The 25,795-nt window shown below is 45.2% G+C and carries 21 protein-coding genes; 7 read left to right on the forward strand and 14 right to left on the reverse strand.

Going from position 1 to position 25,795, the window contains the following annotated elements; genetic code table 11:
- Positions 1-110 precede the first annotated feature (110 nt).
- Complete coding sequence (locus tag DFP77_RS05930; RefSeq protein WP_258861076.1) at positions 111-1,181, forward strand: TRAP transporter substrate-binding protein; 1,071 nt, start codon at positions 111-113, stop codon at positions 1,179-1,181.
- Between the two features lie 94 nt (positions 1,182-1,275).
- Here the strand turns inward: DFP77_RS05930 and DFP77_RS05935 are convergent, their stop codons facing one another.
- The 6 genes from DFP77_RS05935 to DFP77_RS05960 all read right to left on the reverse strand — a co-directional run bounded on the left by DFP77_RS05935 (position 1,276) and on the right by DFP77_RS05960 (position 9,319).
- Entirely contained in the window at positions 1,276-1,959 is a 684-nt protein-coding gene (locus DFP77_RS05935) for a 1-pyrroline-5-carboxylate dehydrogenase (RefSeq protein WP_114411365.1), read from the reverse strand.
- A 14-nt stretch (positions 1,960-1,973) separates the two neighbouring features.
- The gene (gene putA / locus DFP77_RS05940; protein WP_114411366.1) at positions 1,974-5,096 is read right to left on the reverse strand and encodes a bifunctional proline dehydrogenase/L-glutamate gamma-semialdehyde dehydrogenase PutA; all 3,123 of its coding nucleotides are present in this window, start codon (positions 5,094-5,096) and stop codon (positions 1,974-1,976) included.
- A 317-nt stretch (positions 5,097-5,413) separates the two neighbouring features.
- On the reverse strand, positions 5,414-6,187 hold the full coding sequence (locus tag DFP77_RS05945) for an AraC family transcriptional regulator (RefSeq protein WP_114411367.1): 774 nt from the start codon (positions 6,185-6,187) through the stop codon (positions 5,414-5,416).
- A 205-nt stretch (positions 6,188-6,392) separates the two neighbouring features.
- Positions 6,393-7,352, reverse strand: a complete 960-nt coding sequence (locus tag DFP77_RS05950; protein ID WP_114411368.1) for an NADPH:quinone reductase — start codon at positions 7,350-7,352, stop codon at positions 6,393-6,395.
- A 60-nt stretch (positions 7,353-7,412) separates the two neighbouring features.
- Positions 7,413-8,801 (reverse strand): TRAP transporter large permease, encoded by a 1,389-nt coding sequence (locus DFP77_RS05955; protein WP_114411369.1) that lies wholly within the window; start codon positions 8,799-8,801, stop codon positions 7,413-7,415.
- On the reverse strand, positions 8,801-9,319 hold the full coding sequence (locus DFP77_RS05960) for a TRAP transporter small permease subunit (protein WP_114411370.1): 519 nt from the start codon (positions 9,317-9,319) through the stop codon (positions 8,801-8,803). Before DFP77_RS05960 ends, DFP77_RS05955 begins: the two co-directional genes overlap by 1 nt.
- A gap of 377 nt (positions 9,320-9,696) precedes the next feature.
- Between DFP77_RS05960 and DFP77_RS05965 the strand changes: the two genes are divergently transcribed.
- The 6 genes from DFP77_RS05965 to msrC all read left to right on the forward strand — a co-directional run bounded on the left by DFP77_RS05965 (position 9,697) and on the right by msrC (position 17,020).
- Entirely contained in the window at positions 9,697-10,665 is a 969-nt protein-coding gene (locus DFP77_RS05965; protein ID WP_114411371.1) for a PstS family phosphate ABC transporter substrate-binding protein, read from the forward strand.
- Between the two features lie 129 nt (positions 10,666-10,794).
- On the forward strand, positions 10,795-13,056 hold the full coding sequence (locus DFP77_RS05970) for an ABC transporter permease subunit (RefSeq protein ID WP_114411372.1): 2,262 nt from the start codon (positions 10,795-10,797) through the stop codon (positions 13,054-13,056).
- Between the two features lie 11 nt (positions 13,057-13,067).
- Entirely contained in the window at positions 13,068-14,768 is a 1,701-nt protein-coding gene (pstA, locus tag DFP77_RS05975; protein ID WP_114411373.1) for a phosphate ABC transporter permease PstA, read from the forward strand.
- Between the two features lie 20 nt (positions 14,769-14,788).
- Positions 14,789-15,619 carry a phosphate ABC transporter ATP-binding protein PstB gene (pstB, locus tag DFP77_RS05980; RefSeq protein ID WP_114411374.1) on the forward strand — a complete coding sequence of 277 codons (831 nt, stop codon included), beginning with the start codon at positions 14,789-14,791 and terminating at the stop codon, positions 15,617-15,619.
- A 14-nt stretch (positions 15,620-15,633) separates the two neighbouring features.
- Positions 15,634-16,347, forward strand: coding sequence for a phosphate signaling complex protein PhoU (gene phoU / locus DFP77_RS05985; RefSeq protein ID WP_114411375.1), 714 nt, complete (start codon positions 15,634-15,636; stop codon positions 16,345-16,347).
- A 172-nt stretch (positions 16,348-16,519) separates the two neighbouring features.
- Positions 16,520-17,020, forward strand: a complete 501-nt coding sequence (gene msrC, locus DFP77_RS05990) for a free L-methionine (R)-S-oxide reductase MsrC (RefSeq protein ID WP_114411376.1) — start codon at positions 16,520-16,522, stop codon at positions 17,018-17,020.
- Here the strand turns inward: msrC and DFP77_RS05995 are convergent.
- The 8 genes from DFP77_RS05995 to DFP77_RS06030 form a co-directional block, all read right to left on the reverse strand.
- Entirely contained in the window at positions 17,012-17,356 is a 345-nt protein-coding gene (locus tag DFP77_RS05995) for an Hpt domain-containing protein (protein WP_114411377.1), read from the reverse strand. The two genes, msrC and DFP77_RS05995, sit on opposite strands and share 9 nt — an antisense overlap.
- Positions 17,349-19,154: a sensor histidine kinase gene (locus DFP77_RS06000; RefSeq protein ID WP_239544476.1), complete on the reverse strand. Its 1,806-nt coding sequence runs from the start codon at positions 19,152-19,154 to the stop codon at positions 17,349-17,351. Before DFP77_RS06000 ends, DFP77_RS05995 begins: the two co-directional genes overlap by 8 nt.
- A gap of 24 nt (positions 19,155-19,178) precedes the next feature.
- Positions 19,179-19,688 (reverse strand): putative pterin-binding protein, encoded by a 510-nt coding sequence (locus DFP77_RS06005; RefSeq protein WP_114411379.1) that lies wholly within the window; start codon positions 19,686-19,688, stop codon positions 19,179-19,181.
- Between the two features lie 169 nt (positions 19,689-19,857).
- The gene (gene oppF, locus DFP77_RS06010) at positions 19,858-20,859 is read right to left on the reverse strand and encodes a murein tripeptide/oligopeptide ABC transporter ATP binding protein OppF (protein ID WP_114411380.1); all 1,002 of its coding nucleotides are present in this window, start codon (positions 20,857-20,859) and stop codon (positions 19,858-19,860) included.
- Entirely contained in the window at positions 20,859-21,851 is a 993-nt protein-coding gene (locus DFP77_RS06015; protein ID WP_374058255.1) for an ABC transporter ATP-binding protein, read from the reverse strand. The genes oppF and DFP77_RS06015 overlap by 1 nt, the downstream gene beginning before the upstream one ends.
- A gap of 9 nt (positions 21,852-21,860) precedes the next feature.
- Positions 21,861-22,787 (reverse strand): oligopeptide ABC transporter permease OppC, encoded by a 927-nt coding sequence (gene oppC, locus DFP77_RS06020; protein WP_114411381.1) that lies wholly within the window; start codon positions 22,785-22,787, stop codon positions 21,861-21,863.
- An 11-nt stretch (positions 22,788-22,798) separates the two neighbouring features.
- Positions 22,799-23,719 (reverse strand): oligopeptide ABC transporter permease OppB, encoded by a 921-nt coding sequence (gene oppB, locus DFP77_RS06025; protein WP_114411382.1) that lies wholly within the window; start codon positions 23,717-23,719, stop codon positions 22,799-22,801.
- A 145-nt stretch (positions 23,720-23,864) separates the two neighbouring features.
- Positions 23,865-25,475, reverse strand: a complete 1,611-nt coding sequence (locus tag DFP77_RS06030) for a peptide ABC transporter substrate-binding protein (protein ID WP_114411383.1) — start codon at positions 25,473-25,475, stop codon at positions 23,865-23,867.
- Between the last annotated feature and the right edge of the window lie 320 nt (positions 25,476-25,795).

Consider the following 25,795-nt stretch of genomic DNA (forward strand, 5'->3'; position numbering starts at 1 on the left):
CAAGTGGGTTAAGTGGTGATTAAATGTCGCTTCTGAGGAAATACTGTCACAAGCTGAAAGTCAGCTAAAAATTGTCTTACTTGTTCGTATGTTCCTTAGCATTAGTTGGCTTGACGGCAGCAACCTTGGTTGCTTGTGGTGGATCTGAAGAAGAAAAAACAACAGCAAAGGCAGAAACAACGGCCGATGTTATTAATTGGAAAATGGTCACTACATGGCCAAAGAACTTTCCCGGTTTAGGCACCGCAGCAGAAGATCTAGCGAAAAATATTACTGCCATGTCCAATGGTCGCTTAACGGTTAAAGTGTATGCAGCAGGCGAATTGGTTCCCGCATTGGAAGTGTTCGATGCGGTTTCTCGTGGCACAGCACAAATGGGTCATGGCGGTGCTTTTTACTGGAAAGGCAAAGCACCAGCGGCACAGTTTTTCTCTGCGGTTCCTTTTGGCTTTACCGCACAAGAAATGAACTCTTGGCTTCACTACGGTGGTGGCTTAAAACTATGGGAAGAAACATACGCGCCTTTTAATCTTATCCCGATGGCAGCAGGTAATACTGGGGTACAAATGGGAGGTTGGTTCAATAAAGAGATTAACTCTCTTGCTGATTTCCAAGGCTTGAAAATGCGTCTGCCAGGTTTAGGTGGTGAAGTGCTGAAAAAAGTCGGTGGAACACCCGTTAACTTGCCTGGTAGTGAGATATTTACAGCACTGCAAACTGGGACTATTGATGCGACAGAATGGGTAGGTCCATACAATGATCTAGCGTTTGGCTTGTACAAAGCGGCTAAATTCTACTATTACCCTGGCTGGCATGAGCCGGGCTCCACTATGGAAGCGCTTTATAATAAAGACGCGTTTGAAGCCTTACCTGAAGATCTGCAATTGATTGTACGAGCGGCAACTCGCCAAGTGAATGCTGACATGCTGGATGAATTTACGGCACGTAATAATACAGCACTAGAAACACTGGTGAATGAGCACAACGTTGTTTTTAAAGCCTTCCCAAGAGAAGTCTTAATTGCTTTGAAAAATGCGTCTGCAGAAACCTTAGAGGAAGTGGCGGCAGCTGACCCAATGAGTCAAAAAGTGTATGACTCTTTCAAAGCATTTAATAGTAAAGTCAGAGCGTGGCACGAAGTGTCTGAGCGTGCTTACATCAATGCTCGTGAGCTTGAGTAAGACTTGTTAAGTACTGATCAATAGATAAAAAAAATAGCCCTTCTTGTAGAAGGGCTATTTCGTTCTATAGCATATCGATTTATCGAACGAGGAATTAGTCGTTCATGCTACCCAATTCAAGCAGTGTCGCGTTGCCACCGATTGCGGTTGTGTTGTTAGACACGGTGCGTTCGGTAACGAAGCGCAACAAGTAATGAGGCTTGGCAATGCTGCTCAGGTTCTCTGCATCGGTTTCTTCAACCAATTGACAGATTAGGCCGCTTTTTGCTGCAAGGCGCTGGCTAAACAGCTGTGCTTGCGCAGGGTCGCAAAGTGTTGCAATACCTGCAAGATGATCTGCTTCTATCAACGAATCTTGCGCAGATTCGGCAATATTTTGTACCACACCTTCCGCTACGAATGGCGCAATCATATCCATGACTTCTTGACCCGTTGGGCCGACTGTAATGACAGGGTTACCTGCAATAAGCGCAGTAAACACTTGACCAACTAAGCCAACTTTTGCGTTATCGCCTTCGATAAAAGACGAGCAAAGAAATACACCACGGCCTTGATTTGAAAGTTCGTTACGCTCACCAGTTGGCCCAGGCATTACGCGGGTTTCTGCGATGGATTTTTCGGCATTGTCTATTTGCCATGCAGCCATTTTTCTTTGTGCATCTGGGAAGGTATTAAGGGCTTTTTTTAGTGCTTCTGCACGTCCATTCACACCAAGCTTATCCCATGCTTCGAAGACTTTTTGAGCGACCTGAATTTGGATAGGTTGTACGATTGTCATAGTAATGTCTCCCCTTAAAGGTCTTGCTCAATAGCGAAGCGTTGAAGGTAATGTGGGCCACCGGCTTTTGGTCCTGTGCCAGATAAGCCTTGTCCGCCAAATGGCTGAACGCCAACCACAGCACCGACTTGGTCACGGTTGATATAAAGGTTACCAACACGAGCGCGACTCGCGATGCGAGCACATGTGGTTTCGTTACGGCTGTGCACACCCATGGTTAAACCAAAGCCTGAGTTATTGATGGTGTCAATGATCTTATCCAAGTCGCGAGCTTTGTAGCGTACAACATGAAGGATAGGTCCAAATTTCTCATCCGTTAGCTGGTCAATGCTGCTGATTTCAAATGCCGTTGGTGCAACGAACGTACCGTTTTTTGCGAAGTCTGGAAGCTCTGCTTGGGCAATCAGCTTGCTTTCTTTGGTCATGTGTTTGATGTGCTCAAGCAACATGTCTTGGGCTTTCTTGTCGATAACCGGACCCACGTCAGTGCTGTGCAGGTAAGGTAGACCAACAGTTTGCTCTTGCATGGCACCTTTGATCATTGGAATGACACGGTCTGCAATGTCCGCTTGTACGAACATGACTCGCAATGCAGAACAACGCTGCCCTGCAGAAGCAAACGCTGAACGAACCGCGTCACGAACCACTTGCTCAGGCAATGACGTGGAGTCGATTAACATAGCGTTTTGGCCACCTGTTTCGGCAATTACTGGCACTGGTGCAACGCCACGAGCTGCTAGAGTACGGTTGATCAATTGTGCTGTGCCAGTAGAACCTGTGAAGGCAAGGCCGGCAATGCGTTTGTCGCTCGTCAACGGAGCACCAACAGTCGCGCCATCGCCTGGTAATAGGTGAAGTACGTCAGTTGGAACGCCTGCTTGGTGTAGCATTTCGATGGCACGGAAAGCGATTAAGCTGGTTTGCTCAGCCGGTTTCGCAACCACAGTGTTACCGACTACAAGGGCGGCAACTACTTGGCCTGTAAAGATGGCCAATGGGAAGTTCCATGGGCTGATACAAGTAAATACGCCACGGCCGTTTAGCTTGGTTTGTTTTTCACTGCCTAAGAAATCTGTGTAGCTTGTTGGGTCTGCAAAATGGCTACGAGCTTGTTGCGCGTAGTAGCGACAGAAATCCACTGCTTCACGAACTTCGTCGATGCTGTCCTGAATGGTTTTACCTGCTTCACGGTGGCAAAGAGCCATTAGTTCCGCGTAGTTTTCTTCCATCAAATCTGCCATTTTATCTAGGCAATCAGCACGTTCTGTTGCTGGACGTGCTGACCAAGCAGGGAATGCCGCTTCAGCAAGATTAATTGCCTTGGTAACGGTCGCTGCGTCTGCCCAATCGATTTGTCCCGCTGTTTGGCTGTGATCATATGGGCTCTTGATTGAATGCGACTGTCCAGTGGCTACTTTTTCACCACCAACGATAGGGAAAGCGCGCCATTGAGTGTCTTGTCCCATGAAAACGTCGATTTTGGCTTTGAAAGGGGTCCAATCAGAATCAATTTCGATGTTTGGGCCAAACGAGTTTTTGCGGTCGTCAAACAAGTTAGCTGGCAAGTTGATATGCGGATTAGCTAATGATTTACGGCTTTCAAGCGTTGTCACTGGGTGGTCGATCAAATCTGCAATTGGGTAGCTGGCGTCAATCAGGCGGTGAACGAATGAACTGTTAGCGCCGTTTTCAAGCAGACGACGAACCAAGTAAGGTAGTAAGTCTTTATGGCTGCCCACTGGCGCGTAAATACGTACGCAGATGTCGCTGTCTTTGATCAATCGGTTGTATAGGGCATCCCCCATACCGTGCAAACGCTGGAATTCGTATTCGTCAGCGCTGGCGCCTAATTGTTTGGCGATGCAGCTGATGGTCGCAATGGTGTGTGCGTTATGGCTAGCAAACTGGGGAAATATGTTTGCACGAGCGTGTTCGCTTAATAGGAAGTTCGCACACGCCAAGTAAGACACGTCTGTAGATTCTTTGCGAGTGTACACTGGGTAACCATTGATGCCGCGTTGTTGGCAAAGCTTGATCTCAGAATCCCAGTAAGCGCCTTTCACCAGGCGCACAGGAATGCGATCGCCTTGTTCTTTAGACAGTGCTGCCAACCAAACTAAAACCGGTAGCGCACGTTTTGAATAGGCTTGCACAACAAGGCCAAATAAGCCCCAGCCTTTAGTGCATTCGTCACGATAAAGTTTTTCGAACAAATGCAAAGACAACTCTAGACGGTCTGCTTCTTCTGCATCGATTGTGATGCCAACATTCAACGAGCGAGCTTTGGTGATTAAGCCTTTAACACTGTCGAACAATTCTGTCATTACACGTTCTTCACAGCCCACTTCATAACGCGGGTGAAGGGCTGATAACTTGATAGAAATAGTTGGGCGGTGCTTTTGACTGTAGGTATCTTTGCCAACAGATTCGACCGCTTTCATATAAGACGTTAGGTATTTGTCAGCGTCAGCAGCGGTCAGTGCGGCTTCACCAAGCATGTCGAACGAGTATGTGTAACCTTTGTCACGGTAGCTTTTACCACGGGACAAGGCTTCTTCAATGCTGCGACCTAGTACAAACTGATGCCCCATGATTTTCATTGCTTGGTTCATCGCTTTACGAATCACCGGCTCAGAAACACGGTTTACCATGCGGTTCACTAAATTAGCTGGTGTTCCATCTTTTTTCTCGTCCATAGTGACGATTTTGCCCGTTAACAATAAGCCCCAAGTGGAGGCATTAACGAAGAAGGAATCTGAATTTTTTGCGTGAGATGCCCAATCGGCAACGCTCAAACGGTCTTTGATAAAAGCGTCGGCCGTTTCTTTGTCTGGTACACGCATGAGTGCTTCAGCTAAACACATCAACAAAATGCCTTCTTTGGTGTCTAGGCTGTACTCTAGCAACAAGGCGTCAATCATCGACATGCTGTCGTCGTCTTGGCGCACGTCGGCAATTAAATTTGCGGCTGCATTGGTTTGGTTTTCTAGCTCACCTTCAGATGGTTTTGCTAAAGGTAGCAATTCCTTTAACCACTTCTCTTCATCCATATTGTAAAGAGGGGAAATAAGCTGCCACAATTCATTGAGTGGACGCTGAATGAAGTTAGGTTGTAACACCTCAATCGCTTTAAACATGGTTGGATTCTCCCGCGTTAATATAAAAAACCGCTTGGTGTTTTATTAAGGCCGCATATTGTTATAGAGCATTAAGCGTTTTTTTGACTGCTTTTCACTCTGCTGAATCAAAAAAATGCATGTCTGGATAATGCTGACACTTTAGTGACAGAAGGGATAAATTGTCTTTCGAAAAAGTCGTTTTTTTTTATAAGAAAGTCCGACTGGACAAGAATAAGCATAGCAGTAATTTATTATCATGCAGAAGTTGTGAGGAGGTGATGGTAATACTTACAAATGAGGCAGGGTTGTTGTGCTTAATGAATTAAGACCAAAAATCAGCGGTTACTGAATTGTTTTTGGTATTTTAATGGCGTAATGCCAAGGGTTTGAGAAAACACGTTGGTCATGGCGCTTTGGCTTGAAAAGCCACACATTTCTGCCACTTGAATAGGTGGAAAACCTTCGGCCAGTAAACTTTGTGCTCGCTCTAGGCGTTTGCGCATTAGGTACTGGTGCGGCGTCATGCCGGTGCGATCTTTGAAACGTTCGTGAAACTGACTGACACTCAAAAAGCAAAAGTTAGCCAGTTGGTCTATATGCACACGGCGAGACAGGTTTAATTCGATAAATTGGTCTAATTTGTCGATATCCAGTTGGTTACCACGGGTGCGGACATCTTTGTTATTGATTTGATGGCGTATGGCGCTTAGCAGAGTGTTACCGCAGGCGCGGGCTAACATCAGGTCATTCGGATATTGCTGCAATTCACCGGATAGGGCGGATGCTAGAATCTGCAAACGGGGGTTAAGTTGAAAATAAGCCGCTTGATCAAATAAGCGAGAAACTACTTCGTATTCTTCGTCAGTAATGCTTTTTTGCGGCGGAATGGGCAGATTGACCACCATGATGCGGTTTTCACCTAACCCTGCAAAGGCGTGGCTATTCGCAGACGGAAGGATACAACCTTCGCCTGTATGTAGCTGTTTGCCTTTACCTTGGATGTCGAAATCGGTGTTGCCATCCAGTACTACCACTAGTTGGTGATAGTCGTGATCGTGTGTGTCCGCTTCGGCAGGTAGGCTGAAAACATCGGAATCAGACTGAGTCAAAGTGCGCCTTTGGAATAAACATAAGTGAGAAAGTATAGCGGCCTTAAGGGCTCTTTAGTAGCGGATTTTTGTGAAGATATCGGATTTTACCGCATGAATTGCGTTTTAACGCAGTATAAATGAATACGTGAAGAAAATAGTAAACACAGCACTTTATCCCATAGAGAACGAATAAAGCGCTGTGCTTGAGTCATATTCGCTAATGTTAGCTGATACGAATAACCAAGTTGCCTAGGGCACCAGATTTCAATACATCTTCATGGGCTTGAGCTAACTCTGTTAGCGCATAGCTGTGACGAATAACAGGCTTTAGAACGCCTTTTTCAAACAAAGGACGTAAGGCTTTCGCAATCAAGGAAAGCTCGGCAGGTTTAGTGTTTGCCAAGGCTACACCAACGACAGACGCATCACGCGCCATTAAATCTCTAGGGTTGATCTCAACCGTGCCACGGTTCCCTACGACAGCGACGCAACCGCCAAAGGCCAAGGCTTTTAAGTCTTGATCTAAGTTGTGGTTTGCTAGCATCTCGATAACGATATCGAAGCCTGCTTCTAGTGATTGAAAAGGCGCAAGGTGATCCGCTTCATTGTGCATAATAACGGTTTTCACACCTTGCTGGCGCAGCAACTCTGCGCCTTCTGTCGTGCCTGAACTGGCAACCACATCCATTCCCGCAGCTAGAGCTAATTGCACTGTGGCAATGCCTACCGCGCCTGTTGCGCCATGTACTAATACTTTATCGCCTGCTTTGCCATTGGCACGGCCAAACAAGGCACGGTGTGCTGTAGTATAAGGAATGCCAAGGCAAGCCCCTTCTTCAAAAGACAAAGCTTCGGCTAACGGGTAAGTGTGAGTGGCTGCACATGCTGTAAATTCGGCAGAAGATCCTGTTAGATTACGGCTGAAGTAAACACGTTGACCAATCTCTAAGCCAGTGACGTTAGCACCTAACTCAACAATCGTACCGGCACCATCTGACCCCGGAGTATGAGGGAAAGTAGCAGAATAATTGTTGGTACCAGAGCGGATATAAGTATCCACTGGATTAACACCTGCTGCGCCTACCTTCACAAGAATTTGATCTTCGGTAATGCTTGGTTTATTGGCCTCTGCCAGCGATAAATCGCTGGCAGGACCGTAGTCTTTCATTTGCATTGCTTTCATGTTTTTGTCCTAACTTAATGAGCATTTTTGTTTTTCATAAGTTGTTCAAATGTATTCGTATTAATCCGCGTAAACCTGTTCTGGTAACCACGTCGCTAACTCTGGCCACACTGACAACATTATTAATACAAATACCTGGATTAGGATAAAAGGTAACACCCCTTTGTAGATAGACTGAGTTTTAACCTCTGGGGGCGCTACGCCACGTAAATAAAACAGCGCGAAGCCAAACGGTGGCGTTAGGAATGACGTTTGTAAGTTGATCGCCATCATTATGCCCAACCAAACCGGATCCAGACCCATGGCCAATAGCACAGGCGCCACGATGGGTACCACCACAAAGGTGATCTCAATAAAGTCTAGAATGAAGCCAAGAAAGAACATTAGCAACATCACAACAATCATGGCACCCACCACACCGCCAGGTAGCTGAGAGAAGAAGTCTTGAATTAACTCTTCGCCACCAAAGCCGCGGAACACCAATGAAAATAAAGAGGCACCAATTAGAATCATGAACACCATACAGGTGACTTTTGTGGTTGAGTACACGGCATCTTTTAGCGTTGGAAAGCTTAGTTTACCGCTGCCCCAAGCCAATAGTGCTGCACCAAGAGCACCAACACCAGCAGCTTCTGTCGGTGTTGCAATCCCGCTTAGGATTGAACCAAGAACCGCAAAAATTAATATTAAAGGCGGCAGTAGACCTTTGATCAGCTGGATGGCTAACGGCTCAGTAGAACCATTGCGCAACTCTTCGCGAGGAACCGCAGGGGCTTTGTGAGGCTGTAACCAAGCAACCATAATGACATAAAGAATATACAGGCCGACAAGTATCAAGCCTGGAATCAAAGCACCGACAAACAAGTCGCCAACAGAGATGGTTTTCGGTGAGAAAATACCCATTTCTAGCTGCGCTTTTTGAAACGCATTTGACATGACATCGCCCAATAAAACTAAGGCGATCGAAGGTGGAATGATTTGCCCTAATGTTCCCGTCGCACAAATTGTGCCTGTGGCGAGCGCAGGGTCATAACCACGACGTAGCATAGTAGGTAGCGATATCATCCCCATTGTTACTACAGTAGCACCAACAATACCGGTACTCGCAGCCAGTAACATGCCAACCAAAATAACCGAAATACCCAAACCGCCGCGCATAGAGCCAAACAGCATGGCCATAGAATCCAGCAGTTTTTCCGCCAATTTGGACTTTTCTAATAACACGCCCATTAATACAAAAAGCGGGACAGCAATCAGCGTCTCGTTACCAATAATACCGAATAAACGGTTTGGTAGGGCTTCCAGGAAAACGCCATCAAACGTACCAAAGACAGAGCCAACAGCCGCGAAAATTAAGGCTGTACCGCCAAGTGAGAATGCCACTGGGTAACCAAATAACAAGCAGACACAAACGCCAGCAAAGAGCCATAAGGGGATAAATTCAACCATTAGTTTTGTCCTTTCGCGTTTTTAGCCGTTATAACACCAATGTTTTTGAGAATATCAGCAACACCTTGAATGATAAGAGTCACCATCATAATAGGGATGAGAGTTTTCAGCAGATAAACGAAAGGCAAACCACCTGGTTCTGGAGAAGTTTCTAATACCCGCCAAGCTGCGCTAACATAATCTAAGCTTAAATAGGCGGTATAAAGAGTAAAAGGCAGCAAAAAGAAGATGCCGCCAATGATATTGACCCAAGCTTTTTTAGTGGCAGAGAACTCGCGGTAAAAGACATCCACACGTACGTGTTCATCGTCCTTAAAGGTGTAGGCCGCGCCCAACATAAAAACCATAGCATGCAGATATAGAACAGACTCTTGCAATGCGATCGAACCAATATCAAAGCCATAACGCAACAATACGATGAGACAGGTAAGTAGCATCATCGCCAATGTTAACCAAGCAACACATTTCCCCAGATAATGGGAGATGGTCTCAGCGGAACTGACCAATTTATTTAACATTAAAGTACCCACAGTTTTTTAATCATTTTTATCGGATATCTACTCAGGCAATTTTACCCAAAAAATCCGGATGGTTAGTCTATTGGATAACGTCATGCTTGGGAATATGACAGGAGGCTTGAAAGGCAAGTTAGAAGCTATTTATAAGAAATTAGATGATTTTCACTGGCAAACATCGATGTAATAGGATGAAACTGATGTTTGAACGAGAAAAATTGACGATCTGAAAGTTGTCGCTTTGTGAGGTCATTAAATTAATTTTGAAATATTTCATTGTTTAACATTTCTGTCACATAACTTTCCTATAGTACAAAACATCGAACGAGCTATGGGCAGTTGCTCATTAATATTTGACTACAACCACTGAGGTTTATGTGATGAAAAAACTAGTTGCAAGTTTAGCAATGACAGCAGCGGTAGGCGTTTCTGTTAACGCTTTTGCTGATGTTGATTCAAATTTGATGTCTTACAGCAAAGCAAGTGGCGTATCTGGCAATATTTCAAGTGTTGGCTCTGACACCCTAGCAAACTTGATGACATTGTGGGCGGAAGACTTTAAACGCCTGTACCCAAATGTGAACATCCAAATTCAAGCGGCTGGCTCTTCTACTGCGCCACCAGCACTAACTGAAGGTACGTCAAACTTCGGCCCTATGTCTCGTCAAATGAAAGACAAAGAGATCGCAGCGTTTGAGAAAAAATACGGCTACAAGCCAACAGCGGTTCCAGTGGCAATCGATGCTCTAGCAGTTTTCGTACACAAAGATAACCCAATCAAAGGTTTGTCTCTTCCAGAAGTAGATGCCATTTTTTCTTCTACTCGTAAGGGTGGACACAGTGAAGACATCACTAACTGGGGTAAAGCTGGTTTAACTGGCGCTTGGGCAAATCGTGATGTTCAGCTATTTGGTCGTAACTCTGTATCTGGTACTTATGGTTACTTTAAAGAGCATGCTCTTTTCAAAGGTGACTTCAAAAACTCTGTAAACGAGCAACCAGGTTCTGCGTCTGTTGTTCAGTCTGTTTCTACGTCTCTTAACGGTATTGGTTACTCTGGTATCGGTTACAAAACTTCTTCTGTACGCGCTGTTCCTTTGACGAAGAAAGAAGGTGGTAAGTTCATCGATGCAACGATTGAAAACGCAGCAACTGGCGCATACCCATTGTCTCGTTTCCTTTACGTTTATGTAAACAAAGCGCCTAATAAGCCGCTCGAACCACTACAACGTGAATTCGTTAAAATGGTACTTTCTAAAATGGGTCAAGAGGTTGTTGTAAAAGACGGTTATGTTCCTCTTCCAGCGAAAGTAGCTAGTAAGTACTTGAAAGATCTAGGTATTAACTAAGTAACGCTGTAGCGAGCTACGGATGAAATGCTTAAAGTAGGAGGGCCGAAACGCTCTCCTACTTTTCTTTCTTCGTAGGCTGTCATACTACTGTCACATAAAAACGTCACACAACAAAGATGAATGCGGATGACTAAATCAACTGACCATCAGATGCCTGAACTGGATTTCAATACGCCAGCTTTAAAGCGTCATCGTAAAATTCGCGCCCTAAAAGACCGGATGGCCGGAATGGGGATTGCCGTAGGGGGCAGCAGTGTTATTTTAGCTGTGCTGCTGATTTGCTTCTATTTACTTTATGAAGTGGCGCCTTTGTTCTCTAGCGCCAGTGTTGATCTTGAGGCGAGTTATTCTTTGCCTGCAGAAGATCAAGGTAAAAGTCTTTATTTAACCACTGAAGAGCAATCTGAAGTCGGGATGCGAGTGACGAGTAATGGTAGCATTGTCTTCTTCTCTGTTGCTGATGGCAGTGTAATCGACAACATCAAGAACATTCGTTCTGAAAAAGTCACCGCCTTTGCAGTTGAATCGGATACCAGTCGTTTAATAGCGTTTGGTTATGAAGATGGCAAAGCGTTAATCGTAAAGCATAATTACAAAATTTCTTATCCTGATGGCACACGTAAGATCACTCCTATAGTTGAATACCCTTACGGTGAAGATCCCATTGATGTTGCGGATTTTACTATCAACAAATTAACAGTGCGCGACGGCAGTGACAGCTTAACTATCGCTGCGATTGGCGACTCAAGCAGCTCGATTACTAAGGTAACGAAAGACGTTAACTTCATTACCGAAGAAGTGGAATTGAGTGAGCAAAGCGAGCCGTTACCATTTGTTCCTGATGTAGCTAGTATGCTGCTGAGTGGTGATCAACGTTATCTCTATGTTGCAACGCGATCTGGCGCGATGAGCGAGTTTGACCTGCGTGACTTTGATAATATTGAATTAAAAGACGAGATCGCTTTAATCAAAGAGGCCGATACCAAGCTGGTATCGATGACGTATCTGCTAGGCAAATCATCCATCATGGTGGCGGACACTTCTGGCCGAGTGAGCCAGTGGTTCAATGTACGTAACGATGACACGAATGAAGAAAAACTCACCTTCATCCGAGACGTAAAACAACCCGTTGCTTTAGTGGATTTGGCAATGGAACAACGTCGTAAAGGCTTTGCCACACTGGATGAGCGTGGCTTGGTTGCTATTTATAATGCCACTTCGACTCGCCAAGTGCTAAACGAAAAATTGAGTGATGACAATGCTCGTCTAATCAGTTTTGCACCGCGAGCAAACGGCCTACTTCTAGAAGATGACAAGGGATTGCACTTCTTCTACGTAGATAACGAGCACCCTGAAGTGTCTTGGTCTTCTTTGTGGGGGCAGGTTTGGTACGAAGGGTATCAAGAGCCGACTTATACTTGGCAGTCTTCTGCAGCGAACAATGATTTTGAGCCTAAATACAGTTTGATGCCATTGGCGTTTGGTACTTTAAAAGCGGCTTTTTACGCTATGTTAATGGCGGTACCGTTGGCTATTTGCGGTGCAATCTATACGGCTTACTTCATGGCTCCAGCTCTGCGTCGTAAGATCAAACCTGTCATCGAATTAATGGAAGCCTTGCCGACAGTAATTTTGGGCTTCTTAGCCGGTTTGTTCTTCGCGCCTTTTTTAGAAGAAAATCTAGCGGCGACCTTCAGTATTTTCGTTGTACTTCCGGTTGGCATTTTATTGTTTGCTTATCTTTGGTCGCGTCTGCCTCAGCAAATTCGCTGGATGGTGCCTGAAGGTTGGCAACCATTGTTGTTGATTCCTGTCATCGTCTTCTTGGCTTGGTTTTGTTTGGCGATGAGTCCAATCATCGAGCTGAGCTTCTTTGACGGCAACATTCGCGGCTGGATTACCAATGATCTTGGTATCACTTTTGACCAACGCAACGCGCTGGTTGTGGGATTTGCCATGGGCTTTGCGGTTATTCCTACTATCTTCTCTATTACCGAAGACGCCATCTTTAGTGTGCCAAAAGTCTTAACTCAAGGTTCATTGGCATTGGGTGCGACGTACTGGCAGACCATGACGCGTGTCGTATTACCGACTGCAAGCCCAGGTATTTTCTCGGCTGTCATGATTGGTATGGGTCGTGCGGTTGGTGAAACCATGATCGTATTGATGGCAACAGGTAATACACCAATTATGGACTTCAACATCTTTGAAGGTATGCGAACGCTTGCTGCCAACTTGGCGGTGGAAGTGCCTGAGTCAGAAGTGGGAAGTTCTCACTATCGTATCTTGTTCTTGGCGGCATTTGTGCTCTTTATCTTCACCTTTGTGGTGAACACAATCGCTGAAACCGTGCGTCAGCACCTACGCAAAAAATACGGGTCGCTATAATGAGTACTGAAATGAAAATGAAGAAAAAGTCCGTATCCGAATGGGTGAAATCTGGTGATCCATGGGTGTGGCTGAACGCTGGTGCTGTGGCGATTTCTGTCATCATGGTGGTGGGGTTGTTACTTTTAATTGCAGTGCGTGGTCTAGGGCATTTTTGGCCAGCAGACGTGGTGGAATCTCATTACGCTTTGCCTGGTGAGCCTGAATACAACCTGGTTGCAGAACGTGTTGAAAGCGTTGAAGTACCTGCGGCTCAGTTGCGTGAAGCAGGGATCGCTATTCCTGACAATCACCAACTAATGCAACGTACTCTGATGAAAACCGGTAACCGTGATGTGTACGGTTCGGATTTTCGTTGGGTGATCGATGAGTATTTAACTGAAACTAAGCGCCCAGAAATGATGTTTACGGCAGAACGTCGTGAATGGGGCAACTTATATGGTTACCTAAAAGCCGTTAAAGAAGATGGCACAATCGTTTCTGAAACCGCTGATCTAGAGCCTACAGATTCTGCCTTGGCGACATGGAATGCGTTCGAAAAAAGCATTGAACGTGCGGCGAGAATTTTCGATGAAATTCATGTCATTGAGAAAAAAGATATTGGCAAAATCAACTACGCACTTGAACGAATTCGCCTTGAGCAACGTCGTTTAGAGCTAGAAGGTAAGCTAACACCCGCCGCGGAAGCTGACTTGGCAGCAGAGCGTAGCCAATACGATGAAGAGTATAAAGGCTTACAGCAAAGCCTGATCGACCTTTATGCTCAGATAAATCGTGATACCTTCATTGTTCAAGTGATGGACGGCACAGAGCATGAAATGCCAGTGGCAAAAATTGTTCATGCCTTCCGCCCTAATGCGATGAGCGTCGGGCAGAAGATGGGATTCTACTTCACAAAAGTGTGGGAATTCCTATCTGACGAACCACGTGAAGCCAATACCGAAGGCGGTGTGTTTCCAGCTATCTTCGGTACAGTCATGATGGTGTTGCTGATGACGGTTCTGGTAACGCCATTTGGTGTCGTTGCTGCTGTTTATCTGCGTGAATACGCGGCGCAAGGTTGGGTTACTCGTACTATTCGTATCGCAGTGAACAACTTAGCAGGCGTACCTTCCATCGTTTACGGTGTATTTGGTTTAGGCTTCTTTATTTACTTCCTAGGGTCTGGCATTGACCAAGCTTTCTTCCCAGAAGCCTTGCCATCTCCGACCTTTGGTACCGGTGGTTTGATGTGGGCGTCTATCACGCTAGCCTTATTGACTGTGCCTGTGGTGATCGTGGCAACCGAAGAAGGTTTGTCACGTATTCCTCGCAATGTACGTGAAGGCAGCTTGGCATTGGGTGCAACGAAATTTGAAACCTTATGGCGTGTTGTTCTGCCAATGGCCAGTCCAGCTATTATGACTGGTGTTATCTTGGCGGTAGCGCGAGCGGCGGGTGAAGTAGCACCGTTGATGTTGGTGGGCGTGGTTAAATTGGCGCCATCGTTACCATTGGATGGTAATTACCCTTATATCCATTTGGATCAGAAATTTATGCACTTAGGCTTCCATATTTACGATGTAGGCTTTCAAAGTCCAAACGTAGAAGCCGCGCGACCATTGGTGTATGCAACAGCCTTATTGCTTGTGATTGTGATTGCGCTATTAAACTTGTCTGCAGTGACGATCCGAAATCATTTACGTGAAAAATACAAATCGCTGGAAATGTAAGCGGCGGAGAAGAGATTATTATGAGCGACGTTAAAACACACTCAATTGATATTTCAGCAATGCAGCGTAGCCAACAGGCTTTGCGTATTGAAGATGAAACCGTTTGCCTATCTGTAAACGATTTGCACCTGTATTACGGTGAAAAAGAAGCGCTGAAAGGCGTGAACATGATCATTCCAGAGAAAAAGGTGACTGCGTTTATCGGGCCTTCTGGTTGTGGTAAATCGACGCTATTGCGTTGTTTTAACCGCATGAATGATTTAGTTGATGGGTGCCGTATTACGGGTGAGATCAACTTGCGTGATCAGAATATCTACGCGAAAGGCACTGACGTGGCAGAGCTACGTCGTCGCGTTGGTATGGTGTTCCAGAAGCCGAACCCGTTCCCGAAAAGTATTTATGAAAACGTGGCTTACGGCCTTCGTATTCAAGGGATTAATAAAAAGCGTTTGCTTGATGAAACCGTTGAGTGGGCATTGCGTTCAGCGGCTTTATGGGACGAAGTAAAAGACCGTCTACACGAAAGTGCCTTGGGCATGTCAGGTGGTCAGCAACAGCGTTTGGTTATCGCTCGTACGGTGGCGGTAAAACCTGAGGTGCTGTTGTTGGATGAGCCAGCTTCTGCACTGGATCCTATTTCAACATTGAAAATTGAAGAATTGATCCATGAGCTGAAAAACGAATTCACTATCGCGATTGTGACACACAATATGCAGCAAGCAGCGCGGGTTTCTGACTATACTGCTTTTATGTACATGGGCGACTTAGTTGAGTTTGGTGATACGAACACCTTGTTTACGAATCCAAGTAAACAACAAACAGAAGACTACATCACGGGCCGCTACGGCTAGGCGGGGGACGCATTATGAAAGAATTAACCACGGATCATATTTCTCAGCAGTTTAACAACGAGCTGGAACTGCTTCGCCAACACTTTTTAACCATGGGCGGTGTTGTAGAAAACCAAGTGCAAGATGCGGTACAAGCGTTATTAGATGCAAATGGCTCTTTGGCAGAAGACGTCAAAAATCAAGACTCGACGGTGAATCAGCTAGATGGATTGATCGACGAAGAATGTCGTCGTATTTTGGCGAAACGCCAACCTGCGGCGTCTGACTTACGCATGATTTTGTCGATCAGTAAAGCGGTCAGTGAGCTTGAGCGTATCGGTGACGAAGCAAAGAAAATTGCCAACCTGACCTTGAATCTGATCAATGAAGGTGAGTCTCCGCGTGGTTATGTGGAGATTAACCGTATTGGCCAAATGGTTGCACGCATGATTCACGATTCACTAGACGCGTACGCGCGTTTAGACATTGAGGCCGCGATTAAAGTGGCTAAACAAGACCGTGCCGTTGACCAAGAGTACAATACGGCGATGCGCTCTTTGGTGACTTATATGATGGAAGATCCGCGTAGCATTTCGCGCGTTATTAATGTTATTTGGGTTTTACGTTCTCTAGAACGTATTGGTGATCATGCTCGTCATACTTGTCAGCATTTGATCTTCATGGTGAAAGGCGTGGACGTTCGTCACGTGAATGTGAATGATCTTGCTGCCCAAGTAACTGATAAATAAACAGCACTATTGATCTCTTGGTTAATTTGATTGGCTAGCCAAGAGATCAATTATTTTCTTTTCCTCCTTCTATATTTTCCTGCTGTTGTCATCGTCTTTTCTTTGTTTATTAGTGGGCTATTGAGCCGACTTTGTTATCATCTGCTTTTCGTTTTAACGGGTGTGAAATACAATGTTTACCATAGAAACCAATCCTACCGCTTCTGTTGAAGAATCTTATCGTGAGTTAAATACTCAATTAGCGGCTTTGTTAAGCGGTGAGCGCGACTTAATTTGTAATGCGGCTCAGTTTTCGGCATTCGTGATGCAAACTGTGGCGGATTTGAATTGGTCTGGTTTTTATTTTGCCCGTGGTGAAGAGTTGGTGCTTGGGCCTTATGTTGGCAAGGTTGCGTGTACGCGTATTCCGTTTGGCCGAGGCGTCTGCGGCAAAGCCGCCACCGCCTTACAAACACAGCGTATCGAAGACGTACATGCATTTGAAGGTCATATTGCCTGTGATGCAGCGTCTGCTAGTGAAGTGGTTATCCCGGTTGTTGTTGATGGCAAGTTAATCGGCGTGTTTGATATGGACAGTCCCAAAGTAGGCCGCTTTTCTGAAGCTGATCAAGTAGGGCTAGAGTCGTTTGTGTCGACCTTTATTGCTGCAACGGATATGAACTGGTCAATCTAAGCCGTTTATAAAGAGGTTATCCAGCTCTTTCAAAGACGCTTCATGAAGGGCTGGCAACTGATCCATAATTGCTTGCATGTCATGATTATTATGTTGCGCCGCTAGCCTTTCTATTTGCTGGTATTGCTCGGCAAGCATCCGTAAGGCCATATTCAAACTGGCGGACTTGAGCGAATGACCAATATTTTTTAAAGTGTCATAATCTTTGTCGTGCCATGCTTGAAACAACAGGGCCATTTTCTCTTGGCTGTCGGCTATAAACTCCAAACGTATGTCGTTCATAGTGTCTTTTCCAATGAGTTGGATAAGTGAATTCAGATGTGCGTGATCAATCATTTTTTGTCGACCCTTGGAGAGGCTTTTTGTTGGCGAATAGTGTGATTATGTGTGCTTCAAGTTGGCTTTGCGTGATCGGAAAATGTAAGGGTTTGACCTGAAAGTCTGAGTAGTTAATTGCAAGAGGGTGGTAACTCATCACAGGACAAGATCGATTTTTCCACTGCTGAAGGGCATCGTGACCATCTCGTTCAAAGCTTGCTGTATTGCCTAAAATGACTAGGTTACAGTGTCTATTGTCTTGCATACTGCCTTCTTTGGAGACAGTTACACTGATGTTCATGGTTGCGAGCTGTAAGCTGATGACTTTGGCTAGTTGAGCGTCCGTCTCGATTAATAGTGCCTGCGTATTGTCTGGGCACTGTGGCGGTTTGTGTTGTTCTATTATCGGGCCTGTATCTGAAACGTAAAACGGGATATCGACCCAAAACTCACAGCCTTTTTGTGGAGCACATGAGAAATGCATTTCCCCTTTCATTAAATACACCAGCTTATGACACAGCGCCAAACTCAAGCCGACTTTGCTTGGCAGAGGTCCTTCTTGTTGCATCGGCAAAGACGGGTTAATTCTAAGGTTTTGCTGTAACTCATCCGTCATGCCTTGTCCTGTATCTCTTAGGGCGATTTGCATGACGCTTACTTCTTTGGTGCCCGCTGGTAAAGGTATTACCGGAGCACCAGACGCCGAAGGGCGAACTTGCAAACTGATACTGCCTGTCGGGGTATGGTTAATGGCGTTTTGCAAAAGCGCGACTATAATCTCTTTGGTTCGGATTAGGTCTAAGCAAACAAAGGCCGGTAAGTTTGGATCGATATAGACAATGCTTTGTAGGTTTTTACGCGCCATTTGAGATTCAAATAGAATGAGACAGTCTTCGATACTGCTTTTCAGTGGCTCGATCGTTGGGGTCAGCGCCAGCTTTTTAGCGTCAATTAACGCTAAGTCTGAGAGCATTTCGATAATCTGCAGTAGTTGGTTACCAGACTCTTCAATATGTTTAGCAAGAGCTTTGGTGTTCTTAGGCGTCTCGGGACTGTTAAGAGTGCTGGCTATACCCAAAATCGCGTTAATAGGAGGTCGTGTTTCTTGATTGATAAAGGTCAACATCTGCGCTTTATCTTCGTGAACAGCTTGAATATTGTCGTTGAGGTTGCTGTTTAGTTTAAAAACACGCTTAAGCTGAACTAATCCCTTAATAGTAAAAAAGCCCAGACCCAGTAAACACGCGAGAAGTATTATCGACAGTAACTGAATAGTATCTAGGTTTTTTTGTAACGTTTTATGTTGATCGGATATGTAGTCGTTGCTGCCTTTGTTGACCAGTGTGACGAACTCGTTGATCTGTGTGTCGACACTTTTTACCCGCTCAACTAATGCAGGCAGATAGCTGTAGTCGCCAGCCTCTATTTTCGATAACTGAAAACTCAGTAACTCCATTTCGCCATTAATAATGTTTAGCAATCTTGTCGTACGACCACCTTCAAAATTACGAATTAATTCACCGATTTCACCTTTTCTGAGCAGATCTACTCGGCTCATTAATACGTCGTACCTGAAAAAAGCCTCACCATTTAATGAAGGGGCTTGTTGGTCTAATTCAATAAGATAGTTCAGAAAACGATATGATTGCAGTTGCAATTGCAGGGCGTTCCACAAGGAGCTTTCAAAAACACGTCGGCTGTTGTTTTTGGAGCCATCACTGGTGTAAGTGATGATGCTAAAAATAGCTAAAGCCACCGTAATGATGAAAAGTATAAAGCCATACATAACCCATTGTTTGAAAATGGATAGCCACATTTTTCTCTGAAACAGGCGCATTATTTAGTCTACCAACAAGATGGATTTGATATGGGTAACTTGCCAAATAGAGCGGCCATAAATTTTTTCCGACTTGAGTTCTTCTTGCTGGTCAAATGGGTAGATCACCATAATTGGTCCTAGACTGCGCACGTTAATCAATCTTTCATCTTGGCGCGTAGCAAAAATCGCACCTTTTTCGATAAAATCGCTGATTGGGATTTCGGTCATATATTGGTTAAGTGCAGTGACCTGCAGTAGGTTTCCATCACTGCCTAGGTAGCTTAATAAATCCACAGCGGAAAAGCCTCGATAAGTATGTGGCCCTTGCGTCCAAGGCGTGTGTGTTGTGATCTTGTGTTGAGGTAAGGCGTCTAACATAGCCATATCAAAGCCTACTTGGCCTGCATCAATGGCTGTTCCTGATACAGTCAAAACGATTCTGCCTGTTGGGGAATTAGGGACATTGTCAGCAAGGGCGTAGCTGGTAAGGCAAAAACCACTAACAAGGAATATAAAAGACAATAAACGCATACTGGAACTCTAAGTCATTCTGTAAAAGAATCCATGATAGACAAAAACCGTCGGTCTGTGGGCAAAAATCAGTCCGTGATAACAGAATATTACAGTTCAGGACCCTCTAACCCTTTTTGATTAAAGTCAAAAGGGGTTAGAGGGTGAACTTAAACGACTGTGATTTGGTTTAAGGCAGTTCAGCTAAACGTGAACAGCCAACCTGATGTTCTGAAGAGATGGCTTTCAGAATGGGTTTTTGCTGAGCACAGCCTTCGTTAGCATGAGGGCAACGGGTACGAAAAACACAGCCAGAAGGCGGGCTGATAGGAGAGGGTAAGTCACCTGTTAATAACTGGATCTTCTTACCCCGTTCTGCTTTTGGATCTGGCACAGGCACAGCAGACAGCAAGGCTTTGGTGTATGGGTGCTGAGGGTTTTCGTATAGCGCGCGTTTGCTAGCGAGTTCAACCGCGTTACCCAAGTACATCACCAAAACTCGGTCTGAAATGTGTTTTACCACGCTTAAATCGTGTGCGATAAACACTAAAGACAAGCCCATTTCCGCTTGTAGTTCTTTCAACAAATTCACTACTTGTGCTTGAATCGAAACATCCAATGCCGATACGGGTTCATCACAGACAACTAACTTAGGTTTTAGAATCAAGGCGCGCGCAATGCCGATACGCTGACACTGACCACCAGAGAATTCATGTGGGTAGCGGTTAATCACGTTTGGTAATAACCCCACGCGATCCATCATAGCACGTACTTCGGCCTTCACTTCGGCTTTTGATAGCTCTGGGCGAAAGGTTTTTAGTGGCTCAGCGATGATATCACCCACTGTCATGCGTGGATCAAGGGACGCCAAAGGATCTTGAAAGATCATCTGTAGCTCTTGGCGTTTACTGCGCATTTGCTTCTTGTCCAAGTCTGTTAGATCTTGTCCAAGCCACACCACATTGCCTTCGGTTATGGGCACAAGGCGCAGTAAAGCACGGGCTAGGGTGGATTTTCCACAGCCAGATTCACCCACCACACCGAGGGTTTCACCCGCATAAATGGTTAAATCAACGCCATCCACGGCTTTTAGTGCTTGGCCTTTTTCCCATGGCCAGGCATTGTCTGATTTGATGTTGAAGTGGACTTTTAAGTTGTTCACTTCCATTAATACATTATTTGACATGTTCATTAGGCGACCCATCCGTCAACGGATTTATGACAAGCTCGTAACTGACCCGGTGCATATTCTTCTAGCGGTGGCATGCTTTCCCCGCAGCGTTCTCTGGCAAACTCACAACGGGCTTGGAATGGGCAGCCTGATGGCATATGCAGCAAGTTTGGTGGGTTGCCTGGAATCGTTGATAGCTTTTCGTCATCACCATCTAGGCGCGGAATCGCTTTTAACAAACCTTGTGTATATGGATGCGTTGGACGATAAAATACGTCTTCGGCGGTACCGTATTCCATGGTTTGTCCTGCGTACATCACCAGTACCTTGTCACATAAACCAGCGACCACGCCCAAATCATGAGTAATCATAATGATGGAAGTGTTGAAGTCATCTTTTAACTCGTTCAGTAAGGTCAGAATCTGAGCCTGTACAGTTACGTCTAGAGCCGTGGTTGGCTCATCGGCGATCAACAACTTGGGTTGGCACAATAGTGCCATAGCGATCATCACACGCTGTCTCATGCCGCCAGAAAACTCATGCGGATACATATTCATGCGCTTGCGCGCTTCTGGCATTTTCACGGCATCAAGCATTTTGACGGAGGCTTCAAAGGCTTCGGCTTTACTCATGCCTTTGTGCAGCATCAAGACTTCCATCAGCTGCTTGCCGACTTTCATATATGGATTCAATGATGTCATTGGATCTTGGAAAATCATCGCAATTTCTTTGGAACGGATGCGGTTCATGGCTTTTTCATTCAGGGTCAGAATGTTTTGCTCGTTAAAGCGTGCCTCTCCTTCAATGACCCCATTGCCGGCCAACAAGCCCATGAGAGCAAATGCGGTTTGGCTTTTACCTGAGCCAGACTCGCCAACGATGCCAAGTGTCTCGCCTTGAGCCAAAGTGAAGTTCAGGTTATTCACGGCCGTGACAAAACCATCTGGCGTTCTGAAATTCACTTGTAGGTTATTAACTTCTAGTAAATTCTGTGTTTTGGATACGTTCATCATGTCTTCTCCTTAGCGGTCTTTTGGATCAAGCGCATCGCGTAAGCCATCGCCGAGGAAGTTAAAACAAAATAGCGTTACTACTAAGAAGCTCAGTGGCCAAGCCAATTGCCAGATGGCAATTTCCATGTTCTGCGCGCCTTCAGAAATCAATGCGCCCCAGCTGGTCATTGGCTCTTGAACACCCAGTCCCAAGAAGCTGATGAAAGACTCTAGCAAGATCATATTTGGTACCAACAAGGTCGCATAAACGACCACAATACCCAGCACGTTTGGCACTATGTGGCGCAAGATGATTTTCGGAGTCGACACACCGCAAGCGTAAGCCGCTTCGATGTACTCTTTGTTTTTTAGGCTCAAGGTTTGGCCGCGAACTATCCGCGCCATGTCGAGCCACGAAATCGCGCCAATGGCAACAAATATCAAGAAGATATGACGACCAAATAAAGTCATCAAAATAATCACAAAAAACATGAAAGGAAAGGAGTTAAGAATTTCCAAGAAACGCATCATCACACTGTCAACGCGTCCACCGATGTAACCAGATGTCGCACCGTAAAGCGTACCAATGATAATGGCAACCGCGCTTCCCATGATGCCAACTAATAATGAGATTTGACCACCTTGCATGGTGCGAACAAAAATATCGCGGCCAAGGGTATCTGTGCCAAAATAATGACCGTTTTCAATATTAGGGCGGCCCAATACGGAAATATCAGATAACGCTTCCCAGTCGATATCATCGTAATTCCATTGACTTAGAAAGGGGCCAAGTAAGGCGATGGCGGTAATCAGTGCCAGAATAACCAAGCTAGTTACGGCGGCATGGTTCGAAAAAAAGCGACGACGTGCGTCTTGCCATAAACTGCGACCTTCGACTTCCACCACTTTTTCGGCGAACTGTTCGACGGCCTGAATTTTGTCTTTTGTAGTAATCATAGTACGAGGCCTTAGTAGCGAATTTTCGGGTCAATAACAGCGTACAAAATATCGACGATGGCATTGAATAGAATCGTTAATGTGCCGACCAAAATAGTCACACCCATGACCATGGAATAGTCGCGATTTAATGCGCCATTGATAAAGTGCTGACCAATACCGCCGGTACCAAAGTACACATCGACAATTACAGAGCCTGTCACAATGCCGACGAATGCAGGCCCAAGGTAAGAAATTACGGGCAACATAGCAGGACGTAAGGCATGTTGAAAAATGATGCGATATTTCGGTAAACCCTTTGCTCGCGCGGTGCGGATAAAGTTGGAGTGCATGGTTTCTATCATGCTGCCGCGGGTAATACGGGCGATTTGTGCAATGTAGCTGGTGGACATAGCGATTACTGGCATTACCAAGTAAGGCCAAGCACCACCATTCCAGCCGCCGGGTGGCAGCCAATGGTTATAAATAGAAAAAAATAGGATACACAAAGGTGCTAAAACGAAATTGGGTAACACAATGCCTAGGTTAGCAAAGCCCATGACGCTGTAATCTAGCCACGAATTTTGTCTTAAGGCCGCGACAATGCCGCAACCCACGCCAATCAATAAGGCAACCAGAAATGACCAAATACCAATTTCAGCCGAGACAGGAAAACTCTGCGCTATCAGCTCGTTTATAGTGAAATCTTTATAGCGAAAAGAAGGCCCTAAATCGCCTTGAAGTAGGCCGCCAAGATAATAAAAATATTGATTAATTACCGGCTCATCTAGATGGTATTTTGCGTTAATGTTTGCCAACACTTCAGGTGGTAACGTACGTTCGCTTGAAAATGGACTGCCAGGAGCAGAGTGCATTAGAAAAAACGAGACTGTAATTAAGATTAACAATGTCGGAATGGCTTCTAAAATGCGTTTTGAAATAAATGTCAGCATAAAAATTACCGGACTAGGCGCTATAAACAACGGCTAATGCTAGGAACCTATAGGAAATTCAAGAAATGCCCAGCGCTTTTACGCTGGGCATGGTGTTTACATCGGTTTTACATGTTGGAAAAACTCAATGTGATAAAACAACGTCTTAGTGCTTGATAATGTACATATCGCGCGCATAAACGTTGTCTTCTGGGTTAGGCATGTAGCCGCCTAGGTAGCTTTTTACTAAACGCTTTTCGGTATATTGGTAGATAGGAGCAACGGCCATATCTTGTTCAATGGCGATTTCTTCTGCTTTGTTATAGTTCGCGGCTGGATGCTGCATGGTTCGAGCATCGTGCAACAGCTTGTCGTATTCTGTGTTGCTGTATTTACCGTCGTTATTACCGTGAGTAGTGGTTAGTAGGTCTAACATGGTAGAGGCTTCGTTGTAGTCACCAATCCAACCTGCACGCGCCACATCAAATTGCTGATGTTTCTTCGTTTCTAGGTAAGTTTTCCACTCTTGGTTTTCCAATGTGACGTTCACCCCCAAGGTTTTTTTCCACATTGACGCAATCGCAATGGCGATTTTTTTGTGGTTTTCATTGGTGTTGTAAAGCAAGCTGAAAGACAAAGGGTTACTTTTGCTGTAGCCCGCTTTTTCTAATAATTCTACGGCTTTCTCGTTACGCTCTTTTTGTGTCCATGTCGCATATTCAGGCGTGGCTGGTGAGAAATCATTCACAACTTCTGGTGTGAAAGAGTAGGCAGGTAGCTCACCTGTGCCTGTTACATATTTTGCAATCACGTTACGGTCGATGGCATAAGACAAGGCTTTACGAACGCGTACGTCGTTGTATGGTGCTTTAGTGGTATTGAACTGGTAGTAATAAGTTCCCAGCTTTGGTGTGACCACAACTTGGTCTGGAATATCGCGGATTAGCTGTTTGTAGTGGTCGTTTGGTATCTCATAGCTAAGATCCATTTGGCCTGCTTGGAAACGTTTTAGCTCGGCGTTGGGCGATTCTATTGGCAAGTAAGTCACCTTGTTGATGATGGTTTTGGCATCGTTCCAATAGTTTGTGTTACGAGTGAAGACCATTTTTTCGTTGACGATCCACTCGTCCATTTTGTACGCGCCGTTGGATACCATGTGTTCTGGTTTTGTCCAGTCATCGCCCCATTTTTCGACGACTTTTTTCGGCACAGGAAACATGTTTTGGTGAGACGTCATTTTTACAAAGTAAGGCACTGGACGCTCAAGTGTCACTTGGAATGTATGGGCATCTAGTGCTTTTACGCCAAGAGTTGAAGGGTCTGCTTCACCAGCAATGATTTTACTCGCATTCACAATGGATGGGATTTCCATGAACCATGCGTACGGAGATGCCAGTGCCGGATCAACTGAGCGAGTAAACGCGTAAACAAAGTCTTCGGCTGTCACAGGATCGCCGTTAGACCATTTTGCGTCTTTACGAAGGTGGAAAGTGTATTGCGTATTGTCATCGCTTACATCATAGCTGGTGGCAACACCAGGAACTTGGTTGCCATCACCATCTTGGTTATATAGACCTTCAAACAAGTCTTTTGAACGAATAGAGCCAGGTGTGCCTTCCATTTTTTGTGGATCAAGCGTCGCAGGTTCTGCACCGCCACCACGAACAAGTTCTTGTTTATCGGCTAATTCAACGCCTGCAGGTACGTCTGCAGCTTGAGCTTGCAGAGCGAAAAAAGAAGTAGCCATGATGGCACTGGCGAGTAAGGTTCTTTTCATTTTGATTGTGTCCCTTGTGAGTTAACTTTTGTGTGTGCCGTTTTTTATATTCAGACGTTTACCAGCACTGGTTCGTATTCGTCTTACGGTTTCATAGTTCACCAATTCACAAAAGGTCACAATCGAAATTGCGTATCAGCCCATGCGTCTAATAAATGTCAGTTTTGAATAGTAGTTGTGGAAACGAGGTACAAAACGCGAAAGGTGCTTGAATGACATAAGGGTTGAGCTTATTGCTAATAGCGTTGTGGAGCCGTGAAAGCCCTCGTGGTACTCTGTGGTTCTTGAAATAAACTAGATGAAAAGGTTAATTCGCCATC

This window comes from Marinomonas foliarum, assembly GCF_003337275.1.
GTDB lineage: Bacteria > Pseudomonadota > Gammaproteobacteria > Pseudomonadales > Marinomonadaceae > Marinomonas > Marinomonas foliarum.